The 21701-nt window shown below is 64.7% G+C and carries 21 protein-coding genes; 15 read left to right on the top strand and 6 right to left on the bottom strand.

Annotation, left to right across the window (positions count from 1 at the left end):
- The first annotated feature begins 40 nt into the window (after positions 1 to 40).
- Genes JGU72_RS01595 through JGU72_RS01585 form a run of 3 tightly spaced genes read left to right on the top strand, consistent with a single transcriptional unit; the run spans position 41 to position 3747 of the window.
- Positions 41 to 2560: a sensor histidine kinase gene (locus tag JGU72_RS01595; RefSeq protein ID WP_199682003.1), complete on the top strand. Its 2520-nt coding sequence runs from the start codon at positions 41 to 43 to the stop codon at positions 2558 to 2560.
- On the top strand, positions 2557 to 3237 hold the full coding sequence (locus JGU72_RS01590) for a response regulator (protein WP_199682002.1): 681 nt from the start codon (positions 2557 to 2559) through the stop codon (positions 3235 to 3237). The genes JGU72_RS01595 and JGU72_RS01590 overlap by 4 nt, the downstream gene beginning before the upstream one ends.
- An 18-nt stretch (positions 3238 to 3255) precedes the next feature.
- Positions 3256 to 3747: a hypothetical protein gene (locus JGU72_RS01585; RefSeq protein WP_199682001.1), complete on the top strand. Its 492-nt coding sequence runs from the start codon at positions 3256 to 3258 to the stop codon at positions 3745 to 3747.
- Between the two features lie 72 nt (positions 3748 to 3819).
- Here JGU72_RS01585 and JGU72_RS01580 read toward each other — a convergent pair whose 3' ends face one another.
- Genes JGU72_RS01580 through JGU72_RS01570 form a run of 3 tightly spaced genes read right to left on the bottom strand, consistent with a single transcriptional unit; the run spans position 3820 to position 7431 of the window.
- The gene (locus JGU72_RS01580; protein WP_199682000.1) at positions 3820 to 4686 is read right to left on the bottom strand and encodes a DUF559 domain-containing protein; all 867 of its coding nucleotides are present in this window, start codon (positions 4684 to 4686) and stop codon (positions 3820 to 3822) included.
- A gap of 41 nt (positions 4687 to 4727) precedes the next feature.
- A complete protein-coding gene (locus JGU72_RS01575; RefSeq protein WP_199681999.1) occupies positions 4728 to 5330 on the bottom strand; it encodes a hypothetical protein in 603 nt (200 codons plus the stop codon).
- Positions 5331 to 5334: 4 nt separating this feature from the next.
- Positions 5335 to 7431: an MMPL family transporter gene (locus tag JGU72_RS01570; protein WP_199681998.1), complete on the bottom strand. Its 2097-nt coding sequence runs from the start codon at positions 7429 to 7431 to the stop codon at positions 5335 to 5337.
- On the opposite strand from JGU72_RS01570, the gene JGU72_RS31380 reads away from it, so the two are divergent.
- Complete coding sequence (locus tag JGU72_RS31380) at positions 7361 to 7927, top strand: polyprenyl synthetase family protein (RefSeq protein ID WP_233531025.1); 567 nt, start codon at positions 7361 to 7363, stop codon at positions 7925 to 7927. The genes JGU72_RS01570 and JGU72_RS31380 overlap by 71 nt on opposite strands.
- 11 nt (positions 7928 to 7938) lie before the next feature.
- Positions 7939 to 8487 carry an isopentenyl-diphosphate Delta-isomerase gene (idi, locus tag JGU72_RS01560; RefSeq protein ID WP_307828259.1) on the top strand — a complete coding sequence of 183 codons (549 nt, stop codon included), beginning with the start codon at positions 7939 to 7941 and terminating at the stop codon, positions 8485 to 8487.
- Between the two features lie 3 nt (positions 8488 to 8490).
- On the opposite strand, the gene JGU72_RS01555 is transcribed toward idi, so the two are convergent.
- A complete protein-coding gene (locus JGU72_RS01555; RefSeq protein ID WP_199681995.1) occupies positions 8491 to 9207 on the bottom strand; it encodes a dienelactone hydrolase family protein in 717 nt (238 codons plus the stop codon).
- Between the two features lie 52 nt (positions 9208 to 9259).
- Between JGU72_RS01555 and JGU72_RS01550 the strand changes: the two genes are divergently transcribed.
- Genes JGU72_RS01550 through JGU72_RS01530 form a run of 5 tightly spaced genes read left to right on the top strand, consistent with a single transcriptional unit; the run spans position 9260 to position 12554 of the window.
- Positions 9260 to 9724, top strand: a complete 465-nt coding sequence (locus tag JGU72_RS01550) for an OsmC family protein (protein WP_199681994.1) — start codon at positions 9260 to 9262, stop codon at positions 9722 to 9724.
- A gap of 21 nt (positions 9725 to 9745) precedes the next feature.
- A complete protein-coding gene (locus JGU72_RS01545; RefSeq protein WP_199681993.1) occupies positions 9746 to 10024 on the top strand; it encodes an acylphosphatase in 279 nt (92 codons plus the stop codon).
- Positions 10025 to 10852, top strand: a complete 828-nt coding sequence (locus JGU72_RS30515) for a hypothetical protein (RefSeq protein ID WP_233531798.1) — start codon at positions 10025 to 10027, stop codon at positions 10850 to 10852.
- A 33-nt stretch (positions 10853 to 10885) separates the two neighbouring features.
- Positions 10886 to 12052: a glutathionylspermidine synthase family protein gene (locus JGU72_RS01535; RefSeq protein WP_199681992.1), complete on the top strand. Its 1167-nt coding sequence runs from the start codon at positions 10886 to 10888 to the stop codon at positions 12050 to 12052.
- Between the two features lie 46 nt (positions 12053 to 12098).
- Positions 12099 to 12554 (top strand): DUF350 domain-containing protein, encoded by a 456-nt coding sequence (locus JGU72_RS01530; RefSeq protein WP_233531023.1) that lies wholly within the window; start codon positions 12099 to 12101, stop codon positions 12552 to 12554.
- Between the two features lie 3 nt (positions 12555 to 12557).
- On the opposite strand, the gene JGU72_RS01525 is transcribed toward JGU72_RS01530, so the two are convergent.
- Complete coding sequence (locus JGU72_RS01525) at positions 12558 to 13538, bottom strand: polyprenyl synthetase family protein (RefSeq protein ID WP_199681991.1); 981 nt, start codon at positions 13536 to 13538, stop codon at positions 12558 to 12560.
- 445 nt (positions 13539 to 13983) lie between these two features.
- Between JGU72_RS01525 and smc the strand changes: the two genes are divergently transcribed.
- The 5 genes from smc (at position 13984) to JGU72_RS01500 (ending at position 21287) form a co-directional block, all read left to right on the top strand.
- Entirely contained in the window at positions 13984 to 17598 is a 3615-nt protein-coding gene (gene smc, locus JGU72_RS01520) for a chromosome segregation protein SMC (RefSeq protein ID WP_199681990.1), read from the top strand.
- A 91-nt stretch (positions 17599 to 17689) separates the two neighbouring features.
- Positions 17690 to 18340 (top strand): ABC transporter permease, encoded by a 651-nt coding sequence (locus JGU72_RS01515; RefSeq protein ID WP_199683131.1) that lies wholly within the window; start codon positions 17690 to 17692, stop codon positions 18338 to 18340.
- The gene (locus tag JGU72_RS01510; RefSeq protein WP_199681989.1) at positions 18333 to 19508 is read left to right on the top strand and encodes an ABC transporter ATP-binding protein; all 1176 of its coding nucleotides are present in this window, start codon (positions 18333 to 18335) and stop codon (positions 19506 to 19508) included. The genes JGU72_RS01515 and JGU72_RS01510 overlap by 8 nt, the downstream gene beginning before the upstream one ends.
- Before the next feature lie 26 nt (positions 19509 to 19534).
- Positions 19535 to 20314: an ABC transporter permease gene (locus JGU72_RS01505; protein ID WP_233531380.1), complete on the top strand. Its 780-nt coding sequence runs from the start codon at positions 19535 to 19537 to the stop codon at positions 20312 to 20314.
- A 1-nt stretch (position 20315) separates the two neighbouring features.
- Positions 20316 to 21287, top strand: coding sequence for a glycine betaine ABC transporter substrate-binding protein (locus tag JGU72_RS01500; protein ID WP_199681987.1), 972 nt, complete (start codon positions 20316 to 20318; stop codon positions 21285 to 21287).
- Here the strand turns inward: JGU72_RS01500 and JGU72_RS01495 are convergent.
- Positions 21284 to 21673 carry a DUF2237 family protein gene (locus tag JGU72_RS01495; protein WP_199681986.1) on the bottom strand — a complete coding sequence of 130 codons (390 nt, stop codon included), beginning with the start codon at positions 21671 to 21673 and terminating at the stop codon, positions 21284 to 21286. The genes JGU72_RS01500 and JGU72_RS01495 overlap by 4 nt on opposite strands.
- Between the last annotated feature and the right edge of the window lie 28 nt (positions 21674 to 21701).

The raw sequence follows: 21701 nt of genomic DNA, 5'->3' as shown, positions 1-21701 counted from the left end.
CTAAGAAACCGTCAACGCAGCCGTTTTTCGGCTGTGCTCGATGCTGCGTTCCGCGGTTCGGGTGGATGATGGCACCGTGAGCACGGAGCGCGGCGAGTTGCGCATCTACCTGGGTGCGGCGCCCGGCGTCGGCAAAACATACGCGATGCTGGGCGAAGCGCATCGCCGGCTCGGCCGCGGCGCGGACGTTGTTGCGGCCGTTGTGGAAACGCACGGTCGCGCGAAGACTGCCGAACTACTCGACGGAATCGAAACGATTCCACCGAAATATGTGGAGTACCGCGGCACGCGGCTGCCGGAACTCGACGTCGACGCGGTGCTCGCACGGCGGCCCAAGGTCGTGCTCGTCGACGAACTCGCGCATACGAATGCTCCGGGAAGTCGTAATTCGAAACGCTGGCAGGATGTTTCGGAGTTTCTGACGGCCGGGATCGACGTCGTCTCGACGGTCAACGTGCAGCACCTGGAAAGTCTCAACGACGTTGTCGAGCAGATCACCGGGATCGTGCAGCGCGAAACGATCCCCGATTCGATCGTGCGTGCGGCAACTCAGGTCGAACTGGTCGACATCACGCCGGAAGCGCTGCGGCGCAGACTCTCTCACGGCAACGTGTACGCGCCGGAAAAGGTCGATGCCGCGTTGAGCAACTACTTCCGCCGCGGGAATCTGACAGCGCTGCGGGAACTTGCCCTGCTGTGGCTGGCCGACCAGGTCGACGCCGCGCTCGCCGAATACCGTGCAGAGAACAAGATTACGGACCTGTGGGAGGCTCGCGAGCGCGTCGTCGTCGCGGTCACGGGCGGCCCGGAGTCCGAAACGCTCGTCCGCCGCGCGAGTCGGATAGCGTCGAAGTCGAGTGCGGAACTGGTGGTTGTGCACGTCGTCCTCGGCGACGGACTCACCGGCGTTGCGGCGCCGCAGATGGGCAAGGTGCGCGAGCTCGCCGCGAGTTTGGGCGCCAGTCTGCACAGCGTGGTCGGCGACGATGTGCCGACGGCACTGCTCGAGTTTGCGCGTGACGTCAACGCGACCCAGTTGGTGATCGGGACGTCACGCCGATCGAAATGGGCGCGGGTGTTCGACGAGGGGATAGGCGCCGCGACCGTCCGGGATTCCGGGAAGATCGACGTACATATGGTCACGCACGAGGAAGCGCGTCGCGGGTTCGCGGTGTCGGCGGCGATGCCGGCGCAACGTCGATTGGCTTCGTGGCTCGCTGCGGTCGTGGTTCCGCTTGTCACGTGCCTTTTGACGTCCGTCCTTCTGGATCCGTACCTGGACCTGGGCGGGGAGGGTGCAATCTTCTTCGTCGCGATTCTCGTAGTGGCCCTGCTCGGCGGTGTGGCTCCGGCGGCTCTGAGTGCCTTGCTCTCGGGTATGTTGCTCAACTACTTTTTCGCGGAGCCTCGCTACAGCCTGACGATCGCGCAACCGGACAGCTTCGTCACAGTTGTCGTCATGCTGCTCGTTGCGGTCGCCGTGGCGGCGCTCGTCGACCGAGCCGGCCGACGTGCGCGGGAAGCGCGGCAGGCCTCACGTGAAGCCGAGTTGCTCACGTTGTTCGCTGGTTCCGTGCTGCGCGGTGACGACCTCGGTGCTCTGCTCGAACGAGTTCGCGAGACGTATTCGCAGAGGGCAGTGAGCGTGGTTGCCAGAGCTGACGGCGTGGTCGCCTCCGTTGGCGGCGACCCGCCCGAGTCGGTCGAGATTGCCGACACCGCAGTCGAATCGGGTGGTGGCGATTACTGGTTGCTGCTGAGTGGCTCGTCGTTGCCCGCCAGGGACCGGCGGGTGCTCGGTGCGGTCGCGAACCAGGCGGTCGGGTTGATCCGGCAGCGGGAGCTGATGGAAGAGGCAAGCAAGGCAACCGCTTTGGCGGAGGCAGACCGACTTCGACGATCGCTCCTCTCGGCGGTCAGTCATGATTTGCGCACACCCCTGGCCGCCGTCAAAGCGGCTGTCTCGAGCCTGCGGAGCGACGACGTGGAGTTTTCACCCGAGGACACCGCTGAACTGCTTGCGACAGTGGAGGAATCGGCCGACCAGCTGACCGGACTGGTCGGCAACCTACTCGACTCGTCGCGGCTCGCGGCGGGCGTCGTCAAGCCGAGCCTGCGCAGGGTGTATCTCGAGGAGGTCGTCCACCGTGCACTCGTGGGAATTGCACTGGGGAAGGAGTTGTCTCGCGTCGACGTGAACGTGGGAGACGTTTCGGTACTGGCAGATGCCGGTCTGCTCGAACGCGCGGTCGCGAATATCGTCGACAACGCGTTGCGGTACGCGCCGGCGGGTTCGGTCCGGATAGCTGCCGCCGTCGCGGGGGAGCGGGTGTTGATCACGATCGCAGACTCGGGGCCCGGAATCGCGCGTGGAGCTGAGGATCAAGTGTTCGACGCGTTCCAGAGGCTGGGGGACCGCGACAACACAAGCGGTGTCGGCCTTGGTCTTTCGGTCACTCGCGGTTTCATGGAGGCCATGGGCGGGACCGTGACCGCTACCGACACTCCCGGTGGTGGGCTGACGATGGTGCTCGAACTCGCGGCTGGGAACCCCACATGACGCGGGTTCTGGTCGTCGACGACGAGCCGCAGTTGCTGCGCGCCCTGCGGATCAATCTCTCGGTGCGAGGTTACGAAGTCACGACGGCGGCAAACGGTGCGGCGGCCTTGCGCGCAGCCGCCGAGACGCACCCCGAAGTGGTGATCCTCGACCTCGGCCTGCCGGACATGGACGGCATCGAAGTGCTTGCAGGCCTTCGGGGTTGGTGCAGTGCACCGGTCATCGTGCTCTCTGCGCGCACGGACTCCTCCGACAAGGTCGAGGCGCTCGACGCAGGCGCCGACGACTACGTCACGAAACCGTTCGGCATGGACGAGTTCCTTGCGCGCCTTCGAGCCGCTGTGCGGCGCGGCGCAGCAGCCCAACAGCTCGACGAGCCCGTCGTGGTCACGGCGTCGTTCACGGTGGATCTGGCTGCGAAGCGGGTGCTTCGAGGAAGCACGGAAGTACATCTGACGCCGACGGAATGGGGGATGCTGGAGGTCCTCGTGCGCAATCGCGGGAAGTTGGTCGGCAGGACGGAGCTCCTCAAGGAGGTCTGGGGACCGGCGTACGCCACCGAAACGAACTATCTACGTGTGTATCTGGCACAGTTGCGGCGCAAACTCGAGGACGATCCGGCACATCCGAAGCACCTGTTGACCGAGTCCGGAATGGGGTACCGGTTCGAGGTCTAGCACGGGACAATTCGGACCATGACTCTCACAGTTCGCGACGGTGACCGGGAGCTGAGTTTCACCTTCGACGACCTGACGCGCTACGCGGGTTTCGGCGCGGTCGGGGGAGTCGCGCACGCGTACAAAGCGCTCGAGCGTGCACTGCCACTGCTCTCGCCCGGGGAACCCGCCGAGCGCCGCGAAATCGAGGTTCGCACACCACATCCCGGCCCTGGAGTGCGAGACGGCATCGAAATGGTGACTCGCGCCGTGACCGAAGGGCGATACACATTCGACAAGAGCTATGCGCGCACCGAACGCGGCCGGACGCTCGAGTGGTTCGCGTTCGAATTCCGATACCGCGGCAAGATCGTCACCCTGATCGTGCGCGAGGCCTTCGTACCGACCGAACTCATAGGCCTGGTCCACGACCGCACGCCGGACCAACACGCTCGCTTCGAACAACTCAAACAGCAGATGGCGGACAAGGTGCTCGCCCACCCCGCAGACCAGGTTTATGACGTGGAGTAGGTGGGTCGGGTGTCCGAGTGGGCTGTGGTGGCGGGAATTGTCGGCGTCGCCCGCCGTGGTGGCCCGCTCGTGCTAGATCGGAGCGCCCGCGGCGCGTAATGCAGCCCGCACACGCTCGATCACCACATACGGCCGGTCCTGCAGCAATTCAGCGCTCACACGAACTACCCTCCAGCCCAGTGCCTCCAGCCGGGCAAGCCTGTCAATATCGTTCGATCGCTGCATCCGATCATTCCAGTGATGCTCACCGTCGTATTCGACAAGAATCTTCCATTTCGGCCAACCTAGATCGCTCCGTGCGACGAGGGTCCCATCGGGTGCCCGGACCTTGACCTGCGTATCTGGCCGCGGTAGCCCGTCGTCGATGAGCAAGAGCCGTGTGCGGGTCTCTGGCGGTGACTCCGCGCCTCCGTCGACGAGATCGAGGACACGTCTGAGACCGACGATCCCACGAGAACCGGGATAACGGAGCGCCAGGTCGAGCACTTGCTCCGGCTTCAGATCAGTTGCGTTGCAGAGTGCATCGATGACGATGACCGCTTCGTCGCGGGGGAGTCGACGCCCGAGATCGAATGCTGTTCGAGCCGGCGTCGTCGCTCGGATTCCAGCAACGATGCGCTGCTCGTTCGTTGATAAAACGTCGCGATATACGACGATCCCTTTCGGTGGGCGTGTGTGACCGGCGAGCACGACTTCGGCAGGCAATTGCGGATCAAGCCATTTGGTTCCGTGTAGCGCGGCCGCTGAGTGGCCGACCAGAGTCGCTTCGCCTTTTGCCCAGCAGGCCGCGGCGAACGCCCGGGTTTGCGCATTGAGCTCGACATCCTTGTGGACGAAAACATCCGGGTGTATGCGGACGAAGTTCGTGCGTAGCTGCCAACGCGTGACCAATCCAGCGCTGACCGCGTCGATACCCGAGATCGGACCCCTTACCCCCATGTGACAGACGGTGCCGGTTGAGCCGCGGTTTCCAAAACTCGTCATCCACAGGGGCGAAAGCTATCCACAGTCGACGAGTGGGCTCGTACGGCGGTCTCGGGCGGCTTTCGCCGCCGTAATGGCCCGTTCGGCGGCGCAGTCAGGCGAAACCCACCACACCGAATGCGATGAGAGTACTGAGGAGACACAACGCGCCGCCGAATCGGTCGAGATGCCCTGCGCAACAACCTGCCGTCGGGGTCACGATCCGGAACATCACCAGACGTCACCACGTGGTGCGAGTAGAACGTGCCGAGCGTTCGAATAGACCACGTGCGCAACGCGACTCCTGCCACGAACGCGACGATCGGGGCAAGTTGCCACCACCGGAAGGTGGTGGTCGCAACCGGCCACAACGCACCGGTGAGCGCCGTCGCCACGCGCGCGGTCGCGTACAGCGGCAGAGTGCGATGTTCGGCCGACGATTCGCGCGGCTGGTTCACCGTGATCCGTGATTCACCGAGAATCCACAGCAGGTACGCGACGATGAAAGACGTTGCGACATAGGCACCGCGATACGCCTCGAACGCGGCGGCGGCGATCAGCAGGACAGTCGTGAACGGCAGCAGTGCTCGTAGGTATGCGACTATCAGCCGGTCTGTCACGGCGTCACTTTTCGGCAACGGCGAGGTCTGGCTCGATGGGATGTTCGGCTGCCGGCGATTCGAGCTTGCTCGGCCACCACATCTTCTTGCCGACGTCGAGGGTCAAAGCCGTTACGACCACGGACCGCACGATGAACGTATCGATCAGCACGCCGAGCGCGACCGCAAAACCCATCTCGGCAACGAAGACGATCTGAATCGAGCCGAGCACCGCGAACGTTCCCGCCAGCACCAAGCCCGCCGACGTGATGACGCCGCCCGTCGAGGACAGTCCGCGCAACGCCGCAACCCGCGTTCCGTACTTCGGTGTTTCTTCCCGCACTCGCGTGACCAGGAAGATGTTGTAGTCCACTCCGAGCGCCACCAGGAATACGAAGGTCCACAGCGGCAGTGCCGGATCTGCGCCGCCGAAATGGAAGATGTGGTTGAACACAAGTGAACTGATGCCGAGTGCGGCGCCGAAGGACACGATCACGGTCGCGACGAGCAGTATCGGCGCCACGATCGCCCGCAGCAGCAGGCCGAGAATCACCAGCACGACCAGTAGAACGATCGGGATGATCGTCCGGGTGTCGCGTGCCGCAGCGTCTTGCATGTCCAGGGTCAATGCGCTGCCGCCGCCGACGAGGGTCTCGTCACCGGCCGCCAGATGCACGGCGTCGCGAATCGCACCGATCGCGGCCATCGCTTCGTCGCTGTTCGGTGCGCCGGACAGTTGCACCAGCGTGAACGCTGTGCCGTCCTTGATCTGCGCAGCGTCGGTGTGCACGACGCCGGGAACACGGTCCACTACAGAGCGCACGATCGTCGCGTTCTCCGCTGATGAAATGACGTACGCGGGGTCGCCGACGCCCGGATCGAAATGCTCGGTATGGATCCGCTCACCCTCGACGGACTGCGTGACCGTCGTGAACTGCTGCTGGTTCGGCACGCCTTCGGCCTTCAGACCGAGGATACCGACGCTCAGTAGCGCGAGGATGGCGACGGTGGCGATCCAGATGGTCCGCGGGCGGATCGCGATTGCGCGCCCGACCCGATCCCAGATGCCGTCGGCGGGCTGTTCGGAACCGAACTCGGGACGGCGGGGCCAGAACACCCGGCGCCCGCAGATGACCAGCAGCGCAGGCATCAACGTAATCATCGCAAGCAGGCCGACGAAGATGCCGACCGCGCACACCGGTCCCAATCCGCTGGTGGAGTTCAAATTCGCGAGCGCGAGCAGGAGCAGGCTGATACCCACCGTTGACGCACTGGCGATAATTGCCGGACCCGAGCGGTGCAGCGCTTCCGCCATTGCTTCGTGGTGGTCTTCGTGACGGCGAAGTTCCTCGCGATAGCGGGCGACGAGCAGCAACGCGTAGTCCGTCGACGCACCGAACACCAGCACGATGAGGATGAACGCACTCTGGATGTTGACCGTCAGATCGGCGTACTTGGCAAGTGCATAGATGATCGCCTCGGCAACCGAGACAGCGCCGATCACGGTGACCAGGGGCAGGAACCACAACACGGGACTGCGATAGGTCAGTAGCAATATGACGAGAACGACCAGTGCAGTGAGGATTCCGAGGATACCCGAGGTGCTGCTGAACATCGCGCCCGAGTCCGCCGCATAACCACCCGGGCCTGTCACGTACGCGTTCAGGCCGTTCGAGTTCTCCTCGGTGATCACCTTCATCCCGTCGTAGGTCTCGGCGACCGACTGCCATCCTGCGTCGCCGAGCGAGATGTTCACGATCGTCTGGATGGACTTGCCGTCCTTCGATCGTTGCGGTCCGACGACGTCACCCACGACACCTTCGACGTTTGTGAACGCGGCTGCGTCGGCGGTCGCTTTCACGAAGTCCGTGTCGAGGGCGCCGCCCTCGCGGTCATACACGACGATCGCGGGCAACGCGTCGGAGGTGCCGAATTCTTTGGCGGCGTCGAATGCTTTCGCGGACTCGGCGTCGCCTGGGAGCCAGGCGGACAGGTCGTTCTTCTGTACCTCACTCAGCTTTCCGGCGAGTGGCGCCGATACGGCAAGCAGGATGATCCACAGGACGAGGACGATCCATTTGGATTTCCGGCCTGCGGGCCAGGCAAGAAGTCTGCGTGCCATCAATGCTGCCTTCCGTTCGACGGCGCACGGGCGCCTGTTCGAAAAGGCAGCCTACTCGAGAGTAGAGATTGCCGGACGGGAGCAATGCGACGCCGAACGAGTCGACGGCTGGCGTGACTTCGGGCGGACGCTCGGCGTGCTTCGGCAGATCGTCAACGATCAGCGCGACATCGTCACCGAACGCGACGAAGACCTGCGTAACGGCACCGCGACCTACCTCCTCGTCCACGCCCTGCGAGCAGCGACGCCGGAACGCCGAGCCGAACTGCTGCGCCTGTCGAGTCAGGCAGGTCGGTCCGCCGACGCGCGACGCATGCTTCGCGAGGCGCTCCTGGCGCCCGGTGTCATCGACAGCTATGCGGAATCGTTGCGGCCGTTGATCGCTCGGACGCACACGCTGCTCGACTCGTTCGGCGGCGAGTCGTCTTGCAACGCCGAACTGCATGCGCTGATCGATCAGACCGTAGGCTGGTTTCCGCAATTCCGGCTCGGCTGAACGGATCGATGGTGACTGCACCGCAGGACGAGATACTGCTCGAGCTAGTCGACGCCGACGGCGTCACGACCGGGCTTTCCGAGAAGTTGGCCGCACATGAGCCGCCCGGTAGGCTGCACCGGGCGTTCTCCGTGTTCCTGTTTGCGCCGGACGGTCGAATGCTGTTGCAGCGCAGGGCGTTAGCGAAGTATCACTCGCCGGGCGTGTGGTCGAACACGTGCTGCGGTCACCCGTTCCCGGGCGAACCGCCATTCCTCGCAGCGACTCGCCGGACCTTCGAAGAACTGGGCGTCGCGCCGACGAGCCTGAGCGCAGCGGGCACCGTGACCTATCGACACGTCGACCCGGTCTCCGAACTCATCGAGCACGAGTTCAATCACCTTTTCGTCGGGCGGGTGGCGACCGAACTTTCTCCCGACGACGACGAAGTGTGTGAAACGGCGTTCGTCGATGAGGCCGAACTCGCCAGGCTGCGCGCCGACATGGACTTCTCGAGCTGGTTCGGCACCGTTTTCGACGCGGCAAGACCGGCCATCGCCGAACTCACCGGAAAGTGGTGAGCGTCAGCCTTTCACGTGCTCGTCGAAGAACGCGAAGATGCGCGCCCAACCGTCGTCGAGGTGCTGGCGCCCGACGCCGTAGGCCATCGGCGACACCTTCATCGCGATGCTCAGGGGTCCAGGCGCGGACCACTCGCTGAGGAAACCGTGCCCCGCGTCCGAGTACTCCTTGACGTCGTGGGGGACGCCGAGCTCGGCGAGGGTCGACTCCAGCTTGTTCGCGCAACCCAGCAGGCTGAGGTCCCGCTTGCCGTAACTGGCGACGATCGGACACGCGCCTTCCAGTTCTTTGACGACGTTGGACGGTAGCGATCCGTAGTTCACCGCGGCTGCGGCGAAATCGAAACGCGCGGCCGCGACTACGGCGAATCCGCCACCCTGGCAAAAGCCTGCTACCGCAACGCGTCCCGTCGCATCCTCGCGGTCCGCAAGCCACCGCCGGGCGGCCTCGATGTATTCGAAGGACTTGCCACGGGCCGAGAGCATGTCGCGCATCGTCGACTGCATGCACATCATCCGCGGGCCGGTCGAATAAAAGTCCGGCGCCAGCGCAACGTAACCCTGCTCGGCGAACCGGTCGGATTGCTTGCGCATGTCGTCGTTGAGCCCGACGACGCCCTCGTGCAGGACGACGACACCGGGAAAAGGTCCGTCCCCGTCGGGTACCGCCAGGTAGGCGCGTAACTCTGTGCCCGCTGCGTCGAACGTGATATTCGGCATGAGACGTATCTTGCCCGCTTGACCCCGCGACGGCTTTGGCAGGATCGTGCACATGGCGGACAACACCGAAACATCAACCACTGCGGACGCGGCGACTTCATCGCCGGCTACGACCCTGTGGGTCGAGCGGACCGGCACGCGCCGGTATACCGGGCGTAGCTCGCGCGGTGCCGAGGTCCTCGTGGGATCCGAGAGCGTCGAAGGCGTCTTCACACCGGGTGAGCTGCTGAAGATTGCGCTCGCGGCGTGCAGCGGAATGAGCTCCGATTTTCCGCTGTCGCGACGCCTGGGCGAGAGCTACGACGCGACGATTCGCGTGTCCGGTCCGCCCGACCGGGAGAACGAGGTCTACCCGCAACTCGACGAGGTGATGGAACTCGACCTCAGTGAACTCGACGAGGCTGCCCGCGCACGGCTGCTGACCACCGTGGAGCGTGCGATCGACCGGGTGTGCACCGTCGGGCGGACCCTGAAAGCGGGTACCTCGGTTACGCTCTCGTTCCAGATCGATTCCTGACTCCGAAGGCAGGGCTGCGGGATGGCTGACATCGTCAGGCTCAGCGCATGGGTGCACGGCAGCGTGCAGGGCGTCGGATTTCGGTGGTGGACGCGTTCGCGTGCCCTCGAACTAGGCCTGACCGGCCACGCGACGAATACGTCCGATGGGCGCGTTCACGTGATAGCCGAGGGATCTCGCAGTCGGTGTGACAAGCTACTCGCACTGTTGCGGTCGGGCAGCACTCCCGGACGAGTGGACCTCGTTGTGGAAAGCTGGGACGCCGCGAAGGGTGATGTCACAGGATTCGAGGAGCGTTAGGTGGCAGACAAGGACGACGATCGGCGCGACGAAGGCTCGCGCCCACCGGTACCGCCGCCATTGCGACCGAATGCGGGACCGACGACTCCGCCGCCCCTACGGCCGAACGCCGGAGCGACGCCCCCGCCCCTGAAGCCCAACGCGGCTCCGACGCCGCCACCGCTGCGGCCGAACGCCGGTGCGGTCCGGCCGGAGCCCGAGTTGCCCGAGCCCGCACCCACGCCTGAGCCCGCACCCACGCCTGAGCCGCCAGTCGTCGCACCGCAGGCAGAAGAACCGCCGCAATGGCAGCCCGCGCCGCCGGGCTGGGAGCCGCCGCAACTCGAATCCGAACCGCAGGGTGGCAGCATCCGCAGGCAAGATCCGCAGACGGCACGCCGGAAGCCGCAGACCGTCGCGGATGCGCGAGCGCGCGACAAGGCTCGGGAGCGCAAAGCCGAGTTGGCCAGGCAAGCCGAAGAGGATCGACTCAAGAAGCGCAAGACCAAGCGCAGGCTGATCGGCGCCGGAGCGGTCGTCGGCCTGGTCGGTGTTGTGGCGCTTGGCTATTGGGCATTGAGTGCGGACGAAGTGACGGCGCGCTGCGTCGACGACGACGGCGACATCGTCGCCGAGAGCTACTGCGGCGGCACACCGGGCCCGAACGGAATCTTCATCATCGCCGGCTCGCAGTATCGGTACTACTACGGTGGCTCCGGCAGCGTCGGGCAGAAGATCTCGGGCGGGACGACCGTGAAGCCGAAGGGCGCGACGATCAAGACCACGTCTGGCAGCACGATTCAACGTGGCGGCCTGGGCAGCAAGATCGGTGGCAGCAGTGGCTCCTGACACCGCCTCTATTGCATCGACCGACCAGATCTGATGCGCCGCGTACGGAGTACACCCCGGCAGGGGTGGCAGCAGATCGTGGAGTCACAGGGTCTCGTGTACGGCGCGCCCGCTCGCGATGCACAGGGTTACGCCCGGCCGTACTGGGACGAATCGGTGTACTACGAATTCGACATGGACGAAATCCTTGCGGTCGAGGCCGACGTCGAATTGCTCCATTCGATGTGCCTGAATGCGGTCGAGCATGTCGTCCTCACCGAGCGCTACCGAGATTTCGGGCTACCGGAATGGAGTTGGCAGTCCATCGCCGAGTCCTGGCGCCGGTCCGACCCCCACGTGTACGGCCGGTTCGATCTTCGCTACGACGGTCGGCGACCGGCAAAGCTGTTGGAGTACAACGCAGACACGCCGACCACGTTGTTGGAGGCGGGAATCCTGCAGTGGCACTGGTTGACCGCGCTGTTCCCGGAAGACGACCAGTGGAACTCGTTGCACGAGAAGCTCGTTGCCCGCTGGGGCGAACTGCGCGACACGTTACCGAGTCCGGAACTGCACTTCACGTGGTCGTCGGCGGACGCGTCCGGTGAGGACAACGTCACGACGGCATACCTGCAGGAGACCGCGGCCGAAGCCGGATTCGACACCATTGCGCTGGCGATCGAAGAGATCGGCTTCGATACCGAACTCGAACGATTCGTCGACCTCGAAGAAGCGTCGATCCACTCGATCTTCAAGCTGTACCCGTGGGAGTGGGTGCTCGACGACGACTTCGGAAAGCGCGTTGTCGCAAGCCTTCCCGGAACGATGTGGATCGAGCCGCTCTGGAAGACGCTGCTGAGCAACAAAGCGATTCTGGCGATTCTGTGGGAGATGTATCCGGGACACCCGAACTTGCTGCCCGCATATCTCGATCAGCCGAACGAACTCACCGAATTCGTGCGTAAGCCGAAACTGGGTCGCGAGGGTGCGAACATCACGATTGTCGGCGCAGGAATGGAAACTGCGACCGGTGGTATCTACGGCGAAGAGGGCTTCGTTTATCAGCTTCTCGATCCGTTGCCGGAGTTCGACGACATGCGCCCGGCATTGGGCGCCTGGATCGTCGGCGACGAATCCGCAGGACTGGGCATCCGCGAGACGTCAGGTCTTGTGACAGACGACGGCGCGGCGTTCGTGCCGCACCGCATTCCGCAAACCTGACCCGCCCGACCGAATACATCCGAGAAGAAAGCGAACGGAGACAGCAATGACGGTGACCACACTCGCGTTGGAGTCGGGGTACTGGGAAATGCTCGGCAGGAATGTCGGTGCGATCGTGTGCTACGCGATCATCGGCCTGGTTCTGATGATCGTCGGGTTCTACGCGATCGACCTGACGACGCCGGGCAAGCTCCGTGACATCGTTCGTGAGGGCAAGCCGAACGCGATAGTCGCTCTCGCTTCGGGCATGCTGAGCATGTCCTTCATCGTGGTGCTGGCGATCTATGCATCGTCGGGCAAATTGAGCGAAGGCCTGATCGCATCACTCGTGTTCGGCCTTGTCGGCATCATCGCCCAGGTCATCGCCGTGCGTGCAGTCGAATTGGTTTCCGGCGTCGACATCGGTCGCGTCATCAATTCACCGACGTTCACTCCGGAGGTCCTGATAGTCGCGGCGGCGCACTTCGGACTCGGCCTCGTGGTCGCTTTCGCGATTTTGTAGTCGTCAGAGGTCGGTCTGCACGACCAGATCCAGCTTCTTGGTGTGCAGAGCGTCGGCAACACGCTTGAACCAGACCTCGACTCGATGAACCAGGCCCGAGTCGGATTCTTTTCGGGCAATGGCGATTTCGCTGTCCGCGAGGTCCAGGTGGTGGAACGCGATTGCCATCGATCGCGTCACGGAGTCGGACCACGTCTTACGGTCGACGTTCGCCAAGCTACGCGCCGACTGGCCGGCCGCGGCAGCCTCGAGCGCGACGACCACCGGGAGCGTGTAGTTACCGAGGTCGATGTCGAACTGGGCGCTCTTGCTGCGATCCAGTTCGGCACCCTCGAGCCAGGCGACCAGGTCTTCGCAGTCGTCGACGACCTGGAAGGCGATACCGATCTCCCGGACCGCCAGGACGAGTGGTTCCGTCCCCGGGTCCGCGCCGACCTCGGCCGCGCCGATGAGTAGCGCTAGTTCCAGCATCGCCGACGTCTTGCCGCGGCAGATCTCGTAATACTGCTCGGCAGTTTTGTCGAGGTAGCCGCGGTACCGCAGTTCCTGCTCCTGCGCGGTATTCACACGGTCGTAGGCATCGAGGAAACTCCGCGTCAACGGCTGCGATTCGAGAGCCGCGATCGAAATGGCGCGCGTCGCAATCATATTGCCCACGAGCAGGGCCTCGTCGGGCCCGAGCGAATTGGTCAGGGTCGGCAAACTGCGGCGCAGCACAGCTTTGTCGATGATGTCGTCATGCACGAGCGTCGCGGTGTGCATCATTTCGAGGGCTTTGCAATGGTCGATCAGAGTCGGACTCGACACTCCGGCGGCGTGATGTGCCAAGCGCGAGCGAAAGTACCGGCCCGAGTAGAGACTTGGCGAATACTGGGCCAACCCGAAACGATCGAGCAATTGGCTGTATTCGAGCTTCAGCGCCGCAGACAATGCGGCCTGGAATTCGTGGTAATCGTCGAGATCGACGCCGTCGGAAGTGCTCACGCCGACTCCCGGCGGCGGAATGGCGAGGCATGTCGGCTCGTGTAGCGCATACCGTGCCCCCCTCGGCAGACTCGACCTGATTTGCCCAGCACCTTGTCGACCCCTGCGATCGGATATGACGAGTAAGAATGTCAGCGACCGCGGGTGCAGTCAAGACGAATGACACATTATTCGATCTTGAGTCGGCGGGCATTCGATCTCGCAAGCAGATCCCCTTTCCGACGCACCCCTTCTCCGGATGCGCACCGGAAATCGTGCCGTATTTTCGGTGTGGATCCCGAAAAGGGGTGCGACGGAGGGGTTTCGATAGGCCCGCGTAATGGGCTGCCGATGATTCAGGGCCCTGAGCTGCGCCGCAATGGTCGGCCGCACAGCGAACCCGGTAATCTTCCCTGACTATGACGTTCCCACCCCCTGCTGATCCAGGTAAAGGCGAGCCCGCCCGATGCATCTGAAGAGTCTCACGCTGAAGGGCTTCAAGTCCTTTGCTTCAGCGACGACTCTTCGGTTCGAACCCGGCATCACGTGCGTCGTGGGACCGAACGGTTCGGGCAAGTCGAACGTCGTCGATGCGCTGACGTGGGTCATGGGGGAGCAGGGCGCGAAAGCGCTGCGTGGCGGCAAGATGGAGGACGTCATCTTCGCCGGCACATCGGGCCGCGCACCGCTCGGTCGCGCCGAAGTCACTTTGACGATCGACAACTCCGACGGCGCCCTGCCCATCGACTACTCCGAGGTATCGATCACCCGGCGAATGTTTCGCGACGGCGCCGGTGAGTACGAGATCAACGGCAACGCCTGCCGCTTGATGGACGTCCAGGAACTGCTCAGCGACTCGGGTATCGGCCGCGAGATGCACGTCATCGTCGGGCAGGGCCAACTGGCCGCAATCCTCGAATCGCGCCCCGAAGACCGCCGCGCCTTCATCGAGGAGGCGGCGGGCGTCCTGAAGCACCGCAAGCGCAAGGAAAAGGCCGTGCGCAAACTCGAGGCGATGCAGGCCAACCTCGCCCGGCTGACCGACCTCACCGCAGAACTGCGTCGCCAGCTGAAACCGCTCGGTAGGCAGGCCGAGGTCGCCCGGCGCGCCCAGACTGTCCAAGCCGATCTGCGTGACGCCCGCCTGCGCCTTGCGGCAGACGACCTCGTGACCCGTCGCTCCGAGCTCGCGAGCAAGCAGAGCCATGAGGAAATCGTCCGTGAACAGCAGGAGACCGTGGCAGCCGACCTCGAAGCTGCCACCGCCGAACTGGCCGAGCAAGAGCGGGCAGTGGCCGCCCTGACGCCTAGCGCGGAGGCGGCAGGGCAGACCTGGTTCCAGTTGTCGGCGTTGTCGGAGCGGGTCGACGCCACCGTCCGCATCGCGAAGGAACGCGCACGTCACCTCGAAGCCAAACCCGCGACCGACCGCGGTCGAGAACCCGAACAACTCGAGGCCGACGCCGAGCGGGTCGCCGCGGAGGAAGCAGAGCTGGTTGCAGCCGTCGAGGAAGCGCGCGCGACTCTCGACGCGGCAAAGGAAGAACTGGCCGATCGGGAGTACGCGGCCGCAGCCGCCGAGCGTGCACATCTCGCGGCGGTTCGCGCAATCGCCGACCGGCGCGAGGGCCTCGCGAGGCTATCGGGTCAGGTCGACACCCTGCGGATGCGTGCCCAGTCCGTCGACGCCGAAGTAGCGCGCCTGACCATCGGGATCGAAGAGGCCCGCAAGCGCGGTGACGCTGCGCAGGCCGAGTTCGATCAGGTCCAGGAGCAGATGGGCGATCTCGACGCGGGCGAACTCGGCCTCGATACCCAGCACGAGCATGCTGTCGAGGCGCTCGCACTCGCCGACACCCGGGTCAGCGAGCTGCACGATCGGGAGCGCGCGGCGGGCAAGCAGGTGGCGTCGCTCGGGGCCCGAATCGAGGCGTTGTCCATGGGGTTCGGCCGCAAGGACGGCGCGGCCTGGCTCGTCGAGAACCATCGTGACGCCGGCCTGCTCGGTCCCCTCGCGAAGATGATTCGAGTCGAGCCGGGGTTCGAGGTCGCAGTCGCCGCCGCAATGGGACCGGCCGCGGACGCGATCGCCGTCGATTCCGACCGGTCCGCCACAGACGCTGTCACCGCGCTGAAAAAGGCGGACGGCGGTCGGGCGGCGCTCGTCTTCGGTGTCGGTGAATCGGCCGGGCCGACTGCTGTGCTGCCCGCGAAGGTTCGCTGGGCGATAGACGTTGTGCAGTGTCCTGCTGACATTCGCGGTGGTCTCGCGGCGCTGCTCGCGGGCATCGCAGTCGTCGAGCGTATCGAGGACGCGGTCGACCTCGTCGTCGACAATCCGGCGCTGCGAGCGGTGACGGTCGACGGCGACCTGGTCGGTCCGGGCTGGATAACCGGTGGTTCGGACCGTCCGCCAAGTCAGATCGAGGTCGCGGCCGCAATCGACGCGGCAAAAAATGCACTGCAAGCGGCCGAACGCGACGCCGAGGGGCTGGCCGCGGCCCTGTCCGGTGCGCTCGACGAGCAACGCGACCGGCGGGAAGCAGCCGAGGTCGCACTCAGCGCTCTTCACGAGTCCGATCGCGCGATGGCAGCCGTATATGAGCAGTTGGGGCGCCTCGGTCAGGCAGCGCGGCTCGCGCACGCCGAGTCGGCCCGGCTGGCGGTCCAGCGCGAAGAAGCCGAGCACGGTCGCGACGAGACGATGACCGCATTGGCCGACCTCGAAGACCGGCTGCGCCATGCCGAGGAAGAGCAGTCCGAGATCGACTCCGGCGGCGATGAGGGGCACAGCGCTGCGGCGAGCCGCGAGCGTGAAGACGCGGCCGCTGCGCTCGCGCAGGTTCGAGCTGTCGAGGTCGAGGCCCGCCTCGCGCTGCGAACCGCCGAAGAGCGGGCGCAGTCGGTGCGCGGAAAAGCTGACTCGCTACGTCGCGCGGCGCGTGCGGAACGTGAAGCTCGCGCGCGGGCCGAACGCTCGCAGCGCGCGCGTCAGCACGCGGCGGAGGTTGCCGCAGCCGTCGTCGAATCGGGGCTGCGCGTTGCACGCCACCTCGAGGGGATCGTCGCTGCCGCTGTCGCGCACCGAGACGACCTCGTCAAGCAGCGTGGAGAACGAAATGCCCTGCGCGAGCGGGTAACTGTCCGTGTCAGGGAGCTGACCACCCAGTTGGCGGCACTGACCGATGCGGTGCATCGCGACGAAGTGGCGCGTACACAGGCAGCACTGCGGATCGAGCAGTTGGAGGAGGCGATAGCCGAGCAGTTCGGCATCGGTCTCGACGACCTCGTCGCTGAATACGGACCACACGTGCCCCTCCCGCCGTCGGCGTTGGAGCTGGCCGAGTACGAGCAGGCGAAGGAGCGCGGCGAACAGGTGATCGCGCCGGCTCCCATGCCGTACGACCGCCCCACCCAGGAACGCCGCGCAAAGGCCGCGCAGAAAGACCTCACAACACTGGGCAAGGTGAATCCGCTTGCGCTGGAAGAGTTTGCCGCGCTGGAGGAGCGGTACACCTTCCTGTCCACGCAACTCGAGGACGTCAAGAACGCGCGCAAGGATCTGCTCGACGTGGTCGCGGAAGTCGACGACCGGATTCTGCAGGTATTCGCCGAGGCGTACGCCGACGTCGAGCGTGAGTTCGTGCAAGTGTTCCAAACGCTTTTCCCCGGTGGCGAAGGCCGTTTGCTGCTGACCGATCCGTCGGACATGTTGACCACCGGAATCGAGGTGGAAGCGCGGCCACCGGGTAAGAAGGTGAAGCGGCTGTCGCTGCTCTCCGGTGGTGAGAAGTCGCTGACCGCTGTCGCTTTGCTCGTGGCGATCTTCCGTGCGCGGCCGTCACCGTTCTACGTCATGGACGAGGTCGAGGCGGCGCTCGACGATACGAACCTGCGCCGCCTGATCGCGCTGTTCGAGCAGCTACGGGAGCGGTCGCAGCTGATTGTGATCACCCACCAGAAGCCGACGATGGAAGTCGCCGATGCCCTCTACGGTGTCAGCATGCGTGGGGACGGCATCACGACCGTCATCTCCCAGCGTTTGCGCGGTCAGGAGCTGGGTGCGCCGATAGTGACCTGAGAGTTAGCTGCAGGTTTACGCGCGCCCCTTACTGGGCACCCCCTTCTCGCGTCGCGCTGGCGACGATGCACGAGGAGGTGTGCCGCTCGTCATGGATGCGCTCTGGACGTTCATCGTCAATAGACGTCAGCAGTTGCTGACCGACTCCTACCTGCACGTTTCCGCTGTCGTCCAGTCCGTGGTCCTCGCCACGATTGTGGCCGTGGCGATCGGTATCGCGGTGTATCGCAGCCCGATCGGCTCCTCGCTGGCCACCGCAGCCGCGAGCACCATTCTGACCATCCCGTCGTTTGCGTTGCTGGGCTTGCTCATTCCGATCCTTGGGCTCGGCGTCGCCCCGACGATCACTGCGCTCGTTCTTTATGCGCTGCTTCCTATCATCCGCAACACGATCATCGGTCTGGCCTCGGTCGATCCAGCCATCACCGATGCTGCGCGAGGCGTCGGAATGAATCGCACCAAGGTTCTCGCGCGGATCGAACTGCCGTTGGCCTGGCCGTCGATCCTCACCGGAATGCGCATCAGCACGCAGATGCTGATGGGGATCCTGGCGATCGCCGCGTATGCGAAAGGACCGGGGCTCGGCAACCTGATCTTCAGCGGACTCTCGCGCGTCGGGAGTCCCAACGCGGTGCCGCAAGCGCTCGTCGGAACGGGCTTGATCGTCATTCTTGCGTTGGTTCTGGACGGCATCTACGTCATCATCGGCCGGCTCACAACATCGAGGGGTATCCGTGACTGATACAGCTGACGCCACCGTTTCCGGCGTCGAGATCGTGCTCGAGTCGGTCTGCAAGCGCTACCCCGGTCAGCGGGACGCCGCGGTCGACGACGTGTCGCTGACGGTGCCTGCCGGCGAAACCGTGATCTTCGTGGGTCCGTCGGGTTGCGGCAAAACGACGACGATGCGCATGATCAACCGACTGATCGAGCCGAGCTCCGGCCGGATCACGATCGATGGTAAGGATGCGTTGTCGATCGACGCCGACGAACTGCGCCGCGGCATCGGGTACTCCATTCAGCAAGCCGGCCTGTTTCCGCATCTGACGATCGCGAAAAACGTTGCAACCGTACCGGGTCTGCTCGGCTGGGACAAGAAGAAGATCGCAGCGCGGACCGACGAGATGCTCGACCTCGTCGGACTCGACCCGGACACCTACCGGAACCGCTACCCACGCCAGCTTTCCGGCGGTCAGCAACAGCGTGTCGGAGTCGCTCGTGCGCTGGCCGCCGACCCGCCGATCCTGCTCATGGACGAGCCCTTCGGTGCTGTCGACCCCATCACACGCGGCCTGTTGCAGGACGAATTGCTGCGCCTGCAAACAGAACTCGGCAAGACGATCGTCTTCGTGACGCACGACTTCAACGAGGCTGTCAAGCTCGGCGACCGAATTGCCGTGCTGGGCAACCAGTCCCGCATATTGCAGTACGACACCCCCGAGGCGATCCTGGCCCACCCGGCGGACGACACCGTCGCCGGCTTCGTCGGCGCAGATGCGTCGCTGAAGCAGCTCACGCTCACTCGCGTCCGGGACGTGGAACTCGCGAAATGCCCGACCGCGAAGGTCGGTGACTCGATCACGGATCTCCAGCGCGAACTCGATGGCCGCAAGTGGCAGTGGGCGATCGTGCTCGACGACCGAAATCGCCCGTTGCGCTGGGTTTCTCCCGCACACCTGGCCAATGCCGAGACGCTGGAAGGCTGCGGCGTCGCGATCGGAGAGATGGTGTCGGTGCAGTCGACGCTGCAGGACGCGCTCGAAGCGTTGCTCGCCGACAGCACAGCATCGACCGTCGTGACGGGTCGGCGCGGCGAGTTCGAAGGTCTGATCACGATCGACACTCTCGTCGGCCATCTCTCGGATATGCGCCGTGAGCATGCCGACGACGAAAGCGGAGCGCAGGTATGAGCGCGCCGACTGTCGAACCGCCCGAAATGGAGGTCGAACCGAAGGATGTCGGCCGGTCGGAGCTGAATGCGGCGAAGCGTGCCGACCGAATCCGGCTGCTGGTGCAACCGGTGCTTGTGCTCATCCTTGTTGCGGGCGTGCTGCTCTGGGCGTTCAACCGCGAGCTGACGGCGACGCAGAAAGGCAGCATCAGCATCAGCAATATTGCGACGCTCACCTGGCAGCACATCCTGATCACGTTTGCCGTCGTGGTGATCGTCGTCGTCATCGCGGTTCCGCTCGGGACAGTGCTGAGCCGCCACCGGTATCGCCGCCTCGCACCGATCTTCGTGGGAATAGCCAACATCGGGGCCGCCGCGCCCGCGATCGGGCTGCTGGTGCTCTTCTACCTCGCCACACGAATGACGGGCTTCTGGATCGGCGTGCTCCCGATCGCGTTCTATTCGCTGCTGCCGGTGCTCCGCAACACGATCCTCGGCTATCAGCAGGTGGACCGGACGCTCATCGACGCCGGTAAGGGTCAGGGCATGTCGAACATGAGAGTGCTTCGCCGCGTGGAGTTCCCGCTGGCGGTACCGTACATCCTCGCGGGCCTGCGAACGTCGCTCGTTCTTGCCGTCGGCACCGCCACCCTGTGTTTCCTGGTGAGTGCGGGTGGGCTCGGAATCTTGATCGACACCGGATACAAGTTGCGCGACAACGTGACGTTGGTCGTCGGGGCTGTCCTTGCCGTCGCGCTCGCGCTGCTGATCGACTGGTTGGGCGCACTGGCAGAACGTTTCCTCGGGCCGAAGGGACTGCGCTGACATGACGCTTCCACGGTTCGCAGCGGCTCTGCTCGCGGTGTCGCTCGCCGCGGGTTGCGGACTGGAGTCGGGCGGTGCGCTGCCGCTCTCCGTCGGGCCGGGCAGCATCCAGCCGGTACCCGAGCTGGAGGGCGTCAAGATCACGGTGGGCTCGAAGGATTTCACCGAGCAGGTCACGCTCGGGTACATGATCGAGTTCGCGCTCGCCGCGGCCGGTGCGGAGGTCCGCGACCTCACAAACATCCAGGGGTCGAACAGCACTCGTGATGCGCAACTGAACGGCCAGATCGATCTCACCTACGAGTACACCGGCACGGGCTGGATCAACTACCTCGGAAACGAGGAGCCGGTGCCCGATCCGCGTGCGCAGTTCGAGGCGGTTCGCGATGCCGATCTGGCGGCCAACGACATGGTCTGGACAGAACCGGCGCCGATGAACAACACCTATGCGCTGGCGATGAGCAAGGCCACGGCGGAGCAGACCGGCATAAAGACGTTGTCGGACTATGCGGAACTGGTACGGACCGATCCCGGTGCTGCGACGACCTGTGTCGAGACCGAGTTCAACGTCCGCCAGGACGGCTTTCCCGGCATGGCGGCCAAGTACGAGTTCGATCCCGGCCGGGCGCAACGCCAGATCCTGCAGACCGGCATCATCTACCAGGCCACAGCCGACGCGAACCAGTGCAAGTTCGGCGAGGTCTTCACGACCGATGGCCGCATCATCGCGCTGGACCTCGTTCTGCTGACCGACGACCGGGCCTTCTTCCCGAAGTACAACCCCGCGCTCGTCATGAAGAAGTCCTTCTACGACGCGCATCCACAGGTCGTCGACGTGATGGCCCCCATTTCGGCGAAGCTCACCGACGAGGTCATGACGGAGTTGAACCGGCAGGTCGACGTCGAGGGCCGCGAACCCGCCGACGTCGCGCGAGATTGGCTCGTGGCCGAAGGATTCGTGACCGAAGGTTAGGAGAGTCCTGCGAGGTCGTCGGGGACGTCGACCGCATACGCGCGCAGTGTCTCGAGCGGAATCAGATCCAGCGCCCGAACGTTTGTCGCCGCAAGAACGACGGGCGCGGCCTTGCCGTCGGCGTGGGATTGGAGCCAGCGGGCGGCGACGACGCACCAGCGGTCGCCCGGGACGAGGCCGGGGAAGCGGTACTCGGGCCGTGGCGTCGAGAGATCGTTGCCGATCGATGCCTGGTGCTCGAGAAACTCCGCGGTCACGACTGCGCAGACTGTATGGCTGCCAACATCTTCTGGCCCGCTGTTGCAGCACCCGTCGCGAAGAAATCCAGTGACGGGGTCGGTTCCGCACTCTTCCAGCGGCCCGCCGAGGACGTTCTGTTCGGTCATCCCGTAATCGTGGCACTCGCAGCCCCGT

Origin of the sequence: Antrihabitans auranticaus, from assembly GCF_016481275.1 — a bacterium.
Taxonomy (GTDB): Bacteria; Actinomycetota; Actinomycetes; order Mycobacteriales; family Mycobacteriaceae; genus Antrihabitans.
This window is presented reverse-complemented; position numbering and strand designations above follow the sequence as displayed.